Here is a 14,222-nt window from a genome sequence, read left to right on the forward strand (position 1 = left end):
CGCATCACGCGGCCTTTATTCTTATGCAATGATGGGCCAAGGACGCTGGACAGGCCGCATGTCCTCATAGGCCTTTGCAAGTCGCAGCACGCCCAGATCATCAAAGCGCTCGCCAAAAATCTGCAAGCCAATAGGCAGCCCCTTGGACGTATAGCCACAATTGAGCGAGATTGCAGGCTGTTCCGACATATTCATCGCAACGGTAAACGCGATGTGCTCGAAAGGGCGTTGCGGATCATTGACCGGAGAGGCCCATTCCGCCGGATAGGTCGGCATTGGAGCGGTTGGGGAAATGATGAAATCGAAATCCTTCGATGCCGCAAGCGCTGCATGGCGCATCACATCTATTTGGGAAAAGCCGGAATAGACTTCCTCGCCAGTCAAACCTTCAGCGGTTTCAGTCCATTGATAGATGTATGGCAAGATTTTCGCACGGTTTTCCGGTGTCATCTTAGAGACGTCGGCCCAGGAACGCGCCCGCCAGAAGCGATCAAGTCCATCGATCATGGTGCGATTGAGGAATGGAGCAACCGGCTCAATAATTGCGCCAGCACCCGCGAACAGCTTCGCGGCGGCTTCCACAGCTTCGCGTGTTTCATCGCCCGTTGGCTCGCCAAAACCAGCATCGAGCCAAAGGCCGATTTTGAGACCTTTTACATCAATATCAAGGTTCATCCAGTCGATATCCTGATATGGCAGGCTCATCGCGTCACGGCGATCAGGACGGGAAAGCACCGACATATAAAGCGCGCTGTCGGCAACTGTGCGCGTCATTGGCCCTGCAACGCGGCCAAGAAACGCCGGATCGATTGGAATACGTCCGAAGGACGGCTTCAGGCCAACCAGACCGCACCAGCCTGCCGGCAATCGAATAGAGCCACCAATATCCGTACCGATATGCAGTGGCCCGTAACCAGCAGCACCAGCGCTGCCTGCACCAGCACTTGAACCGCCCGGATTGGTGTTCAAGTCCCACGGGTTGCGCGCAAGCTTATGAAAGCTCGAAAGCCCAGAGGACAACATACCGAGATCAGGCATGGTTGTTTTAGCCAAAAGCACGCCACCAGCCTCGCGGGTTCGGGCTGCGGGCGGCGCATCAATGGCTGCGGGATTGAGAGGCAGTGCTGCACAGCCCAGCGGAACAGCTGTACCTTTCGTGGCAATATTTTCCTTAATCGTCAGCGGCACACCGTCAATGGGGCCAGCAGGCTCACCTTTTGACCAACGTCCTTCCGATGCCTTCGCAGATGCCCTCGCGTTTTCCGGATCATAAGCCCAAAGCGCATTCAGTTTCGGCTCATAGGCCTCGATGCGCTCAATTACAGCTTCCGTAACTTCAACCGGCGAAAGCGATTTCGCCTTATAGGCAGAAACAAGATCGACAGCTGACAAATCGGCAAGTGAAGACATGGCGTTCCCTTATTTCATTCTGGTAGTTTGATTGTAGAATTGAGCTTGCGGGCACGTTTGCGCCGTCCCGAAAATGGCTTCGGCACAGCATCAACCAATGCGCGCGTATATTCATGTTGCGGATTATCGAAGACCGCGTTGGTCTCTCCCTGCTCGACGATATTGCCGTGATAAATCACCGCTACACGATCGGTAATTGCGCGCACGACACCGAGATCGTGACTGATAAAAAGATAGGAAAGGCCGAACTTTTCCTGCAGATCCATCATCAGATTGAGAACCTGCGCCTGAATGGATACATCAAGAGCTGAAACAGGTTCGTCAGCAACGATGAGCGCCGGTTTGGTAATTAGGGCGCGAGCAATAGCGATACGCTGGCGTTGCCCCCCGGAAAACTCATGTGGATATTTTTCGGCAGATGCTTTTGGGAGGCCGACAGCTTCCAGCACTTCTGACACGCGCTCGTCCCGTTCCTTGCTGCTTGTCCCACGCTCCAGTGAAACAATCGGCTCCGAAATGATCCGCTTAACCGTGTGGCGCGGATCGAGCGAACCATAAGGGTCCTGAAAGATCGCCTGAAAACCTTTACGCGCTTCACGCAGTCCTGAACGGTCAAGCGCATAGATATCCTGACCATTGATAAGAATTTGGCCAGACTGCGGTCGTTCCAGCCCCATAACAGCACGCGCAAGTGTTGATTTGCCCGACCCACTTTCGCCCACGATACCAAGGCTTTGCCCTGCTTCGATCTCGACATTGACACCGTGGAGAACGCGTAACGATCCCGGCTTTGAAAGGAATGATGGGCGCGGGAGCTGATATTCACGCACGACATCACGAACCTGCAAAATCATCTTGCTCATGCCAGCCCCCCGCCATCGCGTGGATGTAGACAGGCAGCGCGATGGGCAATGCCTTCGCTTTCACCGATCAGATCGAGCGCCGGAATGAGTTTTCGACAATCGCCTTCAACGAATGCGCAACGATCAGCAAAGCTGCAATATGGCGGGCGGGCCAGCGGATCCGGTACAACGCCGGGAATTGCAGCGAGGCTCTGACGCGGCTTCGTATGATCGCGAACCAGATTAGCCCCATGTGGAGAAGCCTGAAACAGCCCCCGCGCATAAGGATGCGCCATACGATTGAACACGGCTTCAGTCCGCCCCGTTTCCACGATTCGCCCGGCATACATCACTGCGATACGATCAGTCATTTCCGACACAACGCCGAGATCATGGGTAATGAGCATCAGCGCTGTTCCAGTTTCGTCGATCAGCTCATCCATGAGATCAAGAATCTGTGCCTGGACAGTAACATCAAGCGCCGTGGTCGGTTCATCAGCAATCAACAGATCAGGCTCGCAGGCAATCGCCATGGCGATCATCACGCGCTGGCGTTGCCCGCCGGAAAGCTGGTGCGGATACAGATCGAGATTAAAGCGCGGTGCAGGCAGACCCACGCGATCCAGCAACTCTCGCGCTTTGCGTTCCGCATCAGTGCGACTTTCGCCAAGATGCAGACGGCGGCCTTCGGCAATTTGCGCACCAATGGTTTTAACCGGATTGAGTGCTGTCATTGGCTCCTGAAAGATCATCGCCATGCGACGACCGCGCATTTTGCAGAGTTCGGCTTCTGGCTTGTTTGCCAGATCCTCCCCATCAAAACGCAAGGTTCCGCGCACGCGCATCCTGTCAGGCAGCAAGCCCATGGCAGCAAGCGCGGTAATCGACTTGCCACTGCCAGATTCACCCACAACGCCCAGGCGTTCACCACGGTTGAGGGTTAACGTAATACCCGACACGATATCTGCAGTGCGCGTGCCAAATGGCAGCTCGACAGACATATTGTCCATTTCAAGAAGAGGTGTTTTTGGCAAAGCTTTTATCATCTCTGCCTCCTTACGCGCGGATCAAGTATGTCGCGCAGACCGTCACCCAGCATGTTGAGACCAAGGACTGCGAGTGTAATGGCAAGACCGGGGAAGATCGCCAGCCATGGTGCATCATAGATGAAGGTCTGTGCATCGTTGAGCATTTTGCCCCAGCTCGGCATTGGCGGCTGTGTGCCAAGCCCCACATAGGAGAGACCTGCTTCCGCCACGATGGCGAGTGCGAACTGGATCGTCGCCTGTACGATCAGCACATGATTGATGTTGGGCAGAACATGCAGCAGCGTGATCGAGATATCGCCGCGCCCTGCGCAACGCGCCGCCTGCACATATTCGCGCTTCCAAAGCCCGAGCGATGCACCACGCGTAACACGGGCAAAGACCGGAATATTGAAAATACCGATTGCAATCATGGCGTTGACCGCACCGGGGCCAAAAATAGCGGTGATAATGACTGCGGTCAGCAGCGCCGGGAATGCAAACGCCAGATCGGTCATACGCATGACAAAGCCATCGACCAATCCACCGCGCGCTGCAGCAAAGGCACCAAGAGGGATACCTATACCCGCGCCAACAAGCACAGCAATAATCGACACGGCAATGGAATTGCGCGCACCGACCATAATCATGGAAAACACATCACGACCGAAATTATCCGTTCCGAACAGATGACTGAAGCTCGGCCCCTGCAACTTGTCGCGGAAGTTCATGGCGGTGGGCGAATAAGGCGTCCAGAAATAGGAGACGAGAGCCATAGCCACAAGAATAGCGGTAACAAGCGAACCGATCACAAGGCTGCGGCTTAAAAACAACGTCCGAAAGCGGCTTGGCTTTACAATTGTCTGAACCTCACTCATCGGCTGCCTCCCGTCGAAAGACGCGGATCAATGAAGCCATAGACAAGATCGACAATGAAATTGACCGTAATCACGGAAGCCGCAAGCAGCGTCACCAGCGACTGCACGGTCACAAGATCGCGCTGGGCGATTGCCTGAAACACCAGCCTTCCAAGGCCGGGAAGATTGAAGACATTTTCGATGATGATCGTTCCAGCCAACAGAAATGAGAATTGCAGGCCAATAATTGTGACAACCGGGATCAGCGCATTTGGCACCGCATGGCGCCAGAGTGCTGCGTTACGGGTAAGACCTTTTGCGCGCGCGGTCCGCACGAAATCCTCACCCAGCGTTTCGATGACGGCGGAACGCGTCACGCGGGCAAGAATAGCGGCAAGCGGCAAGGCAAGAGCCAGCGCGGGCAAAAACAGCGAGCGGATACCATTCCAAAAACCACTTTCCCAGCCCGCGAAACCAGACGCGGGGAACCAGCCGAGCTGCAAAGCAAACAGGAGGATCAAAAGCAGGCCGAGCCAAAAATTCGGGATAGCAACCCCCACCTGCGCCACACCCATGGAAACCACATCGCCGGTTTTGCCACGTTTGGATGCCGCATAAACGCCGACGGGAATAGCTACCGCGACCGACAGAACCATGGACAGAAGTGCGAGCGGCAGCGTGACCATAATGCGCGGTCCGAGCAATTCACTGATTGGCACAGAATAGGTGTAGCTCGTGCCGAAATCACCTTTCAGAAAGCCGCCAATCCACGAAAGATACCGCCACCAAAGCGGCTGATCGAGGCCGAGCTGTTTGTGAAGTGCTGCGAGTGTTTCAGGCTGTGCGTTGATGCCGAGGATAACTGCCGCAGGGTCGCCCGGCAGCACCTGCATCAACAGGAAGACGATGACGGAGGCCGCAAGCGTCGTAAGCAAGAGCGATGCTAATCGCCCGGATATATAAGCCAGCAAAACGACCTCCTAAGCACAATCCCGAAAACTTATCCGGCTTTTCGGACAAGATTGTGCGTCATAAAAATGCAGGAATGGGCGCTTCACGCCATTCACTCCACATTCCATTTCTAGCCGTGCCGCAGCCCCTTGATTGTTATCGCTGCACGGCTATTCGCGTAAAACCGCCCCGCCAAAAAAGCCGGGGCGGAAATGTTCTTATTCGGCCCAGTAAGCCTGTGTCAGATCATCAGCGGGGATCGGCATGTTCTTCCACAGACCTTTTACGTTCTTATTCCACACACCGATTTTTGGCAGCGCATAAAGGAAGATATTCGGCTCGTCTGCAGTAAGCTTTTCCTGAAGCTTCTTCACCAATTCGAGCTGTTCTTCGTCGCTACCGGCCTCGGCATAAGCTTTATAGAGCGCCTTATATTCCGGGTTGTTGTAGTTGAAGTAGTATTTTTCGCGAGCATAGATATCGAGATCACGCGCTTCTGTATGTGCAATGATCGTGGCATCGAAATCCGAGCGCTTGAATACCTGATCCAGCCATTGTGCAAACTCGATTGGAACGAGATTGGCCTGAATGCCCACTTCCGCCAGCATGGCTGCGATGATTTCACCACCGCGACGCGCATAGGCCGGAGGCGGAAGCGTGATGGTGATTGACGTGCCAGCCGGAACGCCCGCCTCTTCCAGCAGCTGCTTCGCCTTTGCCGGATCATACGGATAGGTTTCCGAAAGATCGACATAACCCGGATCGACCGGCGCATAATGCGAACCGATTGGTGTACCAAAGCCGGAATACGTGCCTTCAATCAGGCTCTTGCTATCAATGGCATGGGCCAGTGCCTGACGCACCTTCACATTGTCGAATGGAGCCTTGGCATTGTTAAGCGAAAGCAGAACTTTGCCTGCAGTATCACCGACTTCGACCTGCAACTTATCATCGCTCTTGAAGCGGCTAATCAATTCCGGCGCCTGGAACATCGGGAAGACATCAATGTCGCCAGCAAGGATTGCGGCGGCTGCAGCCGAAGGATCGCTCACAAAGCGGAAAGTAACCGCAGAAAGCTTTGCTGGCTCGCCCCAATAGTCCGGGTTACGGTCGAGCTCGACACGATCACCTTGCACCCAGCGCTTGAACTTAAACGGACCCGTTCCGACAGGTTTGGTCTTATTATCGGCTGCCGAATTCGGAGCGATCATAACCGCGTCGCCCCACCCCATATTGAACAGGAAGTTCGAGGTTGACCGCTTCAGCGTCACAACGGCAGTCGCTGGATCAGGACATTCGGTGCTGGCGATTGGTTCAAAAAGACCTTTTTGCGCATTGGTGGAATCTGGAGCCACCGCACGCTCATAGGAGAACTTTACAACCGAACAATCGAACGGCGTCCCATCGTGGAACTTCACGCCCTGACGCAACTTGAAGGTGTAGGTCTTCTTGTCATCAGAAACTGTCCAGCTTTCGGCCAGTTGTGGCTTTACTGTGCCGTCTTCGACGATACGAACCAGACCTTCATAGAGATTGGCGTAAGTAACCTGCCGGATACCGGCAGCAGCATTTGCCGTCGGATCAAGGCCCGGCGGTTCCAGCACTTCGCCGACCACCAGCGTATCCTTTGCAAAGGCACCGTTGATCGATGCAAGCATCGTGGCTGTAATCAGCCCGGCTTTCAGCAGTTTACTCATCGTTTCTCTTTGGCTCCCCTTATCAATTTTTTAAATCGAACGCCCGCCATCTACGTCGAGCGCAACCCCGGTGATCATAGAGGCTTGAGGCGAGCAAAGGAAAGCCGCAGCTTCAGCCAAATCATCAGGTTTCAACAGGCGACCCATCGGGATGGAATCGCGGAACTTTTTGCGGATTTCTTCGGTATCCTCGCCCATGAAGGTGGTGAGAAGCGGTGTCTCACCCGCAACCGGGTTCAAAGCAACCACACGAATCTTTGCCGGCGCAAGCTCGATAGCGAGCGCCTTAGTCACAGAAACCACCCAGCCCTTGGTCGCATTGTACCAAGCGAGATTCGGGCGCGGACGACCTGCGCCTGTCGAAGCGACATTGAGAATGACGCATTCCTCTCCCTTGGCACCATTGCTTTTAAAATGTGGGATGAGCTTGCGCGTCATCAGATAAACGCCACGCACATTGACGCCAAGAATGCGATCAAACTCTTCCGGCTCAACCAGCTCAGCATTTTGTGGCTTATGGCCGATGCCAGCATTGTTGATGAGAATATCGACTTTACCGAACTTCGACAGGGCGGCTTCTACCGCTGCATCAACATCTGCTTCCTTGGAAATATCGGCAGCAACGGCCAGTGCTGCATCACCAATTTCGCCTGCAACGCGCTCGGCACCTGCCTTGTCGCGGTCAACGATGATGACCTTGGCGCCGCCTCTGGCAAAGCGCTTTGCCATGCCCTCACCAAACCCTGAACCTGCTCCAGTGATGAGCGCGACCTTACCTTCAAGCGACACTGCAATTCTCCCAAATTCAAACTTCAGCACATTTTCGGACGGGAAACCGGTTCCCACTTTCCCTGAAAATGCTATTTTAGCCGTGATACACGGAAATCGTCTTCAGCGAGGCAAATCCGTAGAACGCCTCAAAACCCTTTTGACGCAGCCGAATGGCAATTCGATACCGCCGCCAGCGCCACAACATCGGCGCGCCCCTGAGTTAAGGGCTTGCCAACATCCTTCAATTCAAGATCAGTCAACAAGTCGATGTTTTTCAACACTTGTTCTGAAATGCGGTGCAAGGCGCGACCGCGCTCGGTCGCGGTCAGGTTTCCCCACTCACTGGAAAGTGCGGCACGGACTGCAGCCACAGCCAGATCGCTACCATCGGAAGGATTGCGAAGCGTAATGTGCTCGCCACCCAGAGCTTCCTGCCATTGACCAGCAATGAAATTGCCATAACGAAGAAGGCCTGAACCACTCGACTTGTTTTCATGCTTCATTTTCATCCTCCCGCAGAGGCATTTCAGCCTCCAGTCTTGCCGTGGTTGCGCGGATATGTGCCCGCGCCAGCCGTTCGGCCTCTTCCCCATCACGCGAAGCGATGGCTTCAACAATTGCTCCATGTTCGCGGATTGCTTCGCGTGCACGATCTACCGATAACGAAAAAGATGGCGCGAAAACCTGCGACGTCATGCGCAACAGCGGAACAAATGCTATCAGCGAGGCATTGCCCGCGGTGTTCATCACCGCCATGTGAAAATCGACATTCGTCTGGGTGTAAGCTTTGGGAGCCCATGGATCGACGACTGTGCTCTGCCCCACAACATGGGCGCGCAGCTTTGCAATATCCTCATCTGTTGCGCGTTCAGCCGCAAAACGTGCAGCAACGCCATCGAGAACTTCTCGCACAGCATAAGCATCAATCAGGCGTGTGAGATCAGCGGAGGCCACACGAACGCCCCTGCCAGGCAAGTGGATAACCAGCCCGTCACGTTCCAGAACACGCAAGGCTTCGCGCAAGGGCGTGCGGCTAATGCCAAATTCCGCAGCTATATGTTCCTGTCGAAGAATGGCACCCGGCGCATAAACACCCGCATAAATTCTCTCACGAAGCGCTTCTGCAACTTCGTCCAACAAACGGGTCTGACTGCGCCATTCAAAAGCCGCCAAAAGAAAAGCCTCCCAACTTTTTTGAGTACAATATCCTGGATACAAAATTCGTCAAGCAACATAAACTGACATTTGTTTGTCCAAAATTGGTGCTTACATATGCGGACATTTCTATTCGCTGACGAGCGCGCTGAGCATTTCGACCAATTGCAGCATTCGATCAGAGCCATTGTCTGTATGCTGGATAACGATTTCCATCGGACTGATAAGGGGGAGATCCGAAGCTTCGGGAACAATGCGATGCGTGGACAACGCCACCCGGTCAGGTAACAGGCTTACACCCAAGCCCTCTGCCACAGCGCTTTGAACACTGGCAAGACTGGAACTCGTAAATACCACATGCCACGGCCTCCCTATATGATCGAGAGCTTCCATCATATCGCTACGATAAAGACCATTTGGTGGGAACGCCACAAGTGGCAAAGGATTCATATGAGACACTGGGTAATCAGCGCTTTCCAGCCATGAAAGTGGCTCGGGCCAGCGTATTGCGCAACGCGTATCACCCTGCTTTTGCTTGACCATCACCAGATCATATTCGCCGGTCTCAAACCCCTTCTGTAAATCACGACTCATCCCGCTAGTGACTTCCAGCTTCATATTGGGATGTGCGCGAAGGAAGGCTGCAAGTGCTGGCGTAACAAGTTTCGCTGCAAAGTCTTCTGCCAAACCGAGACGAAACACGGCTGCCAGTGAACTGCCTGTCATCGCAGCAGTCGCTTCATCATGGAGATGCAGCATGCGTCTCGCATAGCCGAGCAGCTTTTCGCCTGCTTCAGTTGGCCGGACATCATGTCTGGCGCGCTCTAGCAAAGGTTGCCTCGCAGCGTCCTCGAGTCGCAAGATCTTCTGGCTCACAGTTGATTGCGTTGAATGTAATTGCTGTGCCGCAGCAGTAAAACTGCGCGTATCCACGACAGCTACAAACGCGCGCAAAAGATCGAGACTAAAAATATTATTCATTTTATGAATGGACGCCAGTTGAACATTTAATTTTTAAATATGTCTCACTGCAACTATTTTAGCAAGAAATAGGAGAACAGCCATGCGTCAAACCTTAATCCGCTTGAATGCCTTGGCATTAATTGCAGGAGCAATTGTCATGTTAGAACCGTCACTGCCGGGTCATCAAGCCACAGCATATGCGCAGACTTCGCTTATTGATGCGGCTAGCGCGGGGAACCTCTCTGCTGTCAAAGAAGCAATCAAAGCAGGTGTCAATCTTGATACGCCTGGAAAAGCGGGCGAAACAGCTCTGCTTGCCGCAACACATGCCAATCACGTGGATGTAGCCCGCGCACTTATTGATGCCGGTGCTGACGTGAATGCAAAGGATTCGATCAAGGATAGCCCCTATCTTTATGCTGGCGCACGCGGCCACCTCGAAATACTCAAGCTAACGCTTGCTCACGGCGCGGATCTGAAAAGCACGAATCGCTACGGCGGTACGGCCCTTATCCCCGCTTCCGAGCGCGGCCATGTCGAAACCGTTCGCACGCTAATTAAAGCGGGCGTTGAGGTCGATCACGTCAACAATCTTGGATGGACCGCGTTGCTCGAAGCAATCATTCTTGGCGATGGCGGTCAGCGACATATTGATATTATGAAACTGCTAATTGATGCCGGTGCAGACGTTAATCTTGCCGATAAGGATGGAGTAACACCATTGCAGCATGCACGTCAGCGCGGGTTTGCACCGATGGTAGCGATGCTTGAAAAGGCTGGTGCAAAATGAGCACCAGCAATGCTTTTCTCAGTCAGGCAATTGCGCTTGCTTTTGAAAACGCCGAACAGGGCGGACGCCCATTCGGTGCCGTTGTCGTGAAAGATGAAAAGCTTATCGCCACCGGTGTCAACCGTATGCAGGCTGACTGCGATCCAACTGCGCATGCCGAACTGCTTGCATTACGTGCAGCGGGTAAAGCCTTGCAATCCGTGCGTCTCGATGGTTGCACGGTTTATGCGAGTGGTCAGCCCTGCCCTATGTGTTTTGCCGCCATGCGTATGTCAGGCATCACAGAAATCATCTTTGCCTACTCAAACGATGAGGCAGAGCCTTTCAATCTTTCGACTGCAAAGATCGCGAAAGAGCTTTCCAAGCCAGTCAGTGAGCAGACCGAAATAAGGTTCGAACACTGTTCCCCACGTGATGAAGCTCAACTCTATCGCGCATGGCAACAAAAACAAATATCCGAGCGCCAGACTGCAAAATGACTCCAACCTCAGCCCCATCCGTAGACAAACAGGAAACGCCTGTAGCGCTTATTGTTCTCGTTGTGCTTATTGGCCTCAATCTGAGGCCATTTCTAACGGCACCCGGACCTGTGCTCAGCTATATTGCAAGCGATACAGGTATGGGTTTTGGTGCACTGTCATTGCTGACTTTTCTGCCGATGCTGCTGATGGGGCTTGGTGCGTTTGTTGCACCGCATATCCAATCGATTGTCGGAACACGGCGCAGCATGTTTGCAGCACTTGTCATCCTGGCAATAGGCTCACTTTTGCGAGGTTTCGTTCCCGATGGGCTGTCCCTGATCCTCACGGCGATTCTCTGCGGTGCGGGTGTAGCCATGATTCAGGCAATCATGCCGGGCCTCATTAAGGCAAAGTTTCCAACAAACATTGCCACCGTGACCGGACTTTATTCCGCTATGATCATGGGTGGCGGGGCACTTGGTGCACGACTTACCCCGTGGCTTGCGGGCACTGAGCATAACTGGCGGTTCGCACTCGCAGTTCTGGCAATTCCTGCAGTTCTAGCCTTGCTCACCGCAATTCCGATTCTTCAGGAAACGAAATCTTCCGGCGCAAAATCGAACATTGCAGGCAAATTGCTGCGCCGTCCGCGCACATGGATCCTTATGGTCGCATTTGGCCTTGTAAATGCGGGCTATTCTTCAATGGTTGCATGGTTGGCGCCTTATTATCAGGCACTTGGTGTCAATGCTTCAGCTACCGGTAATCTCGTAGCAGTTATGGCGATTGCTCAGGCGCTATCGGCTTTTATTCTTCCACTTCTTGCCCGACGTAGTCTTGATCGCCGCCCTTGGCTGCTGTTGACGCTAGCTATGCAATCTATTGGTTTTGCAGGTCTTGCGTTTCTGCCGCAACTCTCGCCGATGTTCTGGTCGGCGATATGTGGTGCCGGACTTGGTGGTAGTTTTGCGCTCGCCATGATTACATCGCTTGATCATCTGCCAAAGCCTGAGGAGGCCGGCGCTCTGGCAGCCATGATGCAGGGCGGCGGCTTTCTAATCGCAGCGCTTGGCCCTGTTGCAACGGCTTTCTTGCACAATTTGACGGGAACGTTTGCATCGGGCTGGATCATGCATCTCATTTTAGTTGCCAGCATCTGTCCACTTTATCTCAGCTTCAATCCCCGCCACTATGGGCGCGTGATGAAACTGCCGGATATAAACGAAAACCCCACACAATAGCGTGACTACGCTTGGTTTAACCACGACAACCGGTGCTTTTCTGGAGCTAATGCTTTACATGACATATGAACCTTGCCCGTCTGGATAAGGTTTGCAGAACCCTCTTAAACATTCGCCGCGCGCTGGTCTGCTAGTGCGGTACTGGTCAGTGGTCGATGAAATGAAGCATGAAAAGGTCATTCAAGAAGGCACATTCGTAGCACCGGATGGTCTGCCAAAGCCGCGTTTATACTGGGCCTGGGCGACGCTGATGGTCGGGCTTACGCTCGCTGTCATCGACGGCACCATAGCCAATGTTGCACTTCCAACGATTGCGGCCGACTTTTCTGCCGGGCCATCAGCATCGATCTGGATCGTCAATGGCTATCAGCTTGCAATCGTGATCACGCTTTTGCCGCTTGCAGCTTTGGGTGAGATTTACGGCTATCGCCGCATTTATCTTCTGGGTGTATCGTTGTTCACACTCGCATCCATTGCCTGTGTTTTTTCCAACTCGCTTGAAGCTCTTACCATCGCACGCGTCATTCAAGGCTTTGGTGCTGCGGGCCTGATGAGCGTCAACACCGCGCTTCTACGCTATACAGTACCACAAGCAAAATTCGGTACTGCTATCGGGCTAAATGCACTGTTTGTTGCGGCCTCTTCAACAATTGGACCGACGCTTGCAGGTGTGATTCTGCATTCATTGAGTTGGCCGTGGCTGTTTGTCATTAACATTCCGCTGGGCGTTATGGCTGTTGCTATGGGCCTAAAAAGCCTGCCCGATAATGAGCGCTCATCGCGCCGTTTCGATTATCTGAGCGCTGTGCTAAGCGCGCTTACGCTTGGGCTTTTGGTGACAGTGGTTGACAGTGCTGGTAGCGAAATTGATGGATTGTGGCTTCTGTTACAGGCTTTGGCGTGCATTGCCGCTGCAACGTGGCTTATCCGCCGCTCAATGCGCAAAACTGATCCACTATTACCGCTTGATCTTCTGCGCATTCCTGTTTTCAGCCTTTCACTCTGTACCTCGATCATGTCATTTCTGGCACAGATGATGGCTTTCATTTCACTACCTTTTCTGTTGCAATCGGTTTATGGTTTCCAGCCCATCGAAGTCGGTTTTCTGATGATGCCATGGCCAATTGCTCTGGCAATTGTCGCCCCTATATCTGGTAAACTCTCAGACAAATATTCACCTGCAACGCTCGGCCTCATAGGGCTGGTCATTTTCGCAATTGGCCTTGCTCTGATGGGACTTCTGCCCGAACAACCAACAGTTCAAGACATCTGCTGGCGTATGGCAATCTGCGGAGTTGGATTTGGCTTTTTTCAAGCGCCAAACAATCGCATGATTATAACATCCGCCCCGCGTGCCAGAAGCGGTGCGGCAAGCGGCATGCTGGGAACCGCGCGGTTGATGGGGCAGTCGCTGGGTGCTGCGTTCGTTGCATTCCTATTGGGGCATTGGGGCCTAGCCAACATTCCAAATATTTTACTTGTCGCAGCTGGTTTTGCCGCTTTTGCATCGATTATCAGCATCACCCGACGCAAGCGATGAATTAGCCTGTGAATCTTTGAAAATAACTTAGTCGAAACATGAAATTCCCTGTTGCAATCTCAAAAGCGTTGGTCCATATAGCGCTTGCCTAACGGAAACGACTTCTCCTAGAGAACAGTTTCCAAACTGAAAACTGGCGCGAGCGGGTGTAGCTCAGGGGTAGAGCACAACCTTGCCAAGGTTGGGGTCGAGGGTTCGAATCCCTTCGCCCGCTCCAGTTTTTCAGTTTAACGATAGGTATCAAAATCCCGGCTTTGTCCGGGATTTTTGCTTTTTAGCGGTCAAATTCTTTTTGCCCTTCGACTCAATCGAAAATCACCCACGCGCCTGTTTGATTCCTTATCATTTGACTGTGTTTCATCCTGCGTTTCGACTCCGCAAAACACCCTTCACATTCATTTTGTTTCGAAAACGACACATTCGAAATCAGAAAATTACGTGAAACACCTTTTAAGCTTGCGGTTTCGTATTTTGTGGCACTAAGAAGGCAGCATCTTGGGCTTCCCCCCACAATGAAAA

Annotated in this window: 13 protein-coding genes, 1 tRNA gene and 1 pseudogene; 5 read left to right on the forward strand and 10 right to left on the reverse strand. The window is 53.2% G+C overall.

What is annotated here, in order from left to right; all coding sequences use genetic code 11:
* Positions 1–21: 21 nt before the first annotated feature.
* The 10 genes and pseudogenes from ACOZHT_RS06800 to ACOZHT_RS06845 all read right to left on the reverse strand — a co-directional run bounded on the left by ACOZHT_RS06800 (position 22) and on the right by ACOZHT_RS06845 (position 9,689).
* A complete protein-coding gene (locus ACOZHT_RS06800) occupies positions 22–1,410 on the reverse strand; it encodes an amidase (protein ID WP_339509556.1) in 1,389 nt (462 codons plus the stop codon).
* Positions 1,411–1,424: 14 nt separating this feature from the next.
* The gene (locus ACOZHT_RS06805; RefSeq protein ID WP_339509557.1) at positions 1,425–2,273 is read right to left on the reverse strand and encodes an ATP-binding cassette domain-containing protein; all 849 of its coding nucleotides are present in this window, start codon (positions 2,271–2,273) and stop codon (positions 1,425–1,427) included.
* Complete coding sequence (locus ACOZHT_RS06810; protein ID WP_421565457.1) at positions 2,270–3,298, reverse strand: ABC transporter ATP-binding protein; 1,029 nt, start codon at positions 3,296–3,298, stop codon at positions 2,270–2,272. Before ACOZHT_RS06810 ends, ACOZHT_RS06805 begins: the two co-directional genes overlap by 4 nt.
* The gene (locus ACOZHT_RS06815) at positions 3,295–4,155 is read right to left on the reverse strand and encodes an ABC transporter permease (RefSeq protein ID WP_421565458.1); all 861 of its coding nucleotides are present in this window, start codon (positions 4,153–4,155) and stop codon (positions 3,295–3,297) included. The genes ACOZHT_RS06810 and ACOZHT_RS06815 overlap by 4 nt, the downstream gene beginning before the upstream one ends.
* Positions 4,152–5,105, reverse strand: coding sequence for an ABC transporter permease (locus ACOZHT_RS06820; RefSeq protein ID WP_421565459.1), 954 nt, complete (start codon positions 5,103–5,105; stop codon positions 4,152–4,154). The genes ACOZHT_RS06815 and ACOZHT_RS06820 overlap by 4 nt, the downstream gene beginning before the upstream one ends.
* 198 nt (positions 5,106–5,303) lie before the next feature.
* A complete protein-coding gene (locus ACOZHT_RS06825) occupies positions 5,304–6,782 on the reverse strand; it encodes an ABC transporter substrate-binding protein (protein ID WP_421565460.1) in 1,479 nt (492 codons plus the stop codon).
* Positions 6,783–6,812: 30 nt separating this feature from the next.
* Positions 6,813–7,571: a glucose 1-dehydrogenase gene (locus tag ACOZHT_RS06830; protein ID WP_421565461.1), complete on the reverse strand. Its 759-nt coding sequence runs from the start codon at positions 7,569–7,571 to the stop codon at positions 6,813–6,815.
* Positions 7,572–7,711: 140 nt separating this feature from the next.
* Positions 7,712–8,056, reverse strand: a pseudogene (locus tag ACOZHT_RS06835) (aldehyde dehydrogenase family protein); the annotation flags it as partial.
* The gene (locus ACOZHT_RS06840; RefSeq protein WP_421565462.1) at positions 8,046–8,726 is read right to left on the reverse strand and encodes a GntR family transcriptional regulator; all 681 of its coding nucleotides are present in this window, start codon (positions 8,724–8,726) and stop codon (positions 8,046–8,048) included. The pseudogene ACOZHT_RS06835 and the gene ACOZHT_RS06840, both read right to left, overlap by 11 nt.
* Before the next feature lie 111 nt (positions 8,727–8,837).
* Entirely contained in the window at positions 8,838–9,689 is an 852-nt protein-coding gene (locus tag ACOZHT_RS06845; protein ID WP_421565463.1) for a LysR family transcriptional regulator, read from the reverse strand.
* An 82-nt stretch (positions 9,690–9,771) separates the two neighbouring features.
* Here ACOZHT_RS06845 and ACOZHT_RS06850 point away from each other — a divergent pair, with 82 nt between their 5' ends.
* From ACOZHT_RS06850 to ACOZHT_RS06870, 5 genes are all read left to right on the forward strand, one after another.
* Positions 9,772–10,461: an ankyrin repeat domain-containing protein gene (locus ACOZHT_RS06850; RefSeq protein WP_339509565.1), complete on the forward strand. Its 690-nt coding sequence runs from the start codon at positions 9,772–9,774 to the stop codon at positions 10,459–10,461.
* On the forward strand, positions 10,458–10,940 hold the full coding sequence (locus tag ACOZHT_RS06855) for a nucleoside deaminase (protein ID WP_421565464.1): 483 nt from the start codon (positions 10,458–10,460) through the stop codon (positions 10,938–10,940). Before ACOZHT_RS06850 ends, ACOZHT_RS06855 begins: the two co-directional genes overlap by 4 nt.
* On the forward strand, positions 10,937–12,163 hold the full coding sequence (locus ACOZHT_RS06860; RefSeq protein ID WP_421565465.1) for a cyanate transporter: 1,227 nt from the start codon (positions 10,937–10,939) through the stop codon (positions 12,161–12,163). Before ACOZHT_RS06855 ends, ACOZHT_RS06860 begins: the two co-directional genes overlap by 4 nt.
* 160 nt (positions 12,164–12,323) lie before the next feature.
* A complete protein-coding gene (locus ACOZHT_RS06865; RefSeq protein WP_421565687.1) occupies positions 12,324–13,703 on the forward strand; it encodes an MFS transporter in 1,380 nt (459 codons plus the stop codon).
* 142 nt (positions 13,704–13,845) lie between these two features.
* Positions 13,846–13,920 (forward strand) — tRNA-Gly (locus tag ACOZHT_RS06870).
* Positions 13,921–14,222 lie beyond the last annotated feature (302 nt).

The organism is Ochrobactrum sp. EDr1-4, from assembly GCF_049199085.1.
Lineage (GTDB): Bacteria > Pseudomonadota > Alphaproteobacteria > Rhizobiales > Rhizobiaceae > Brucella.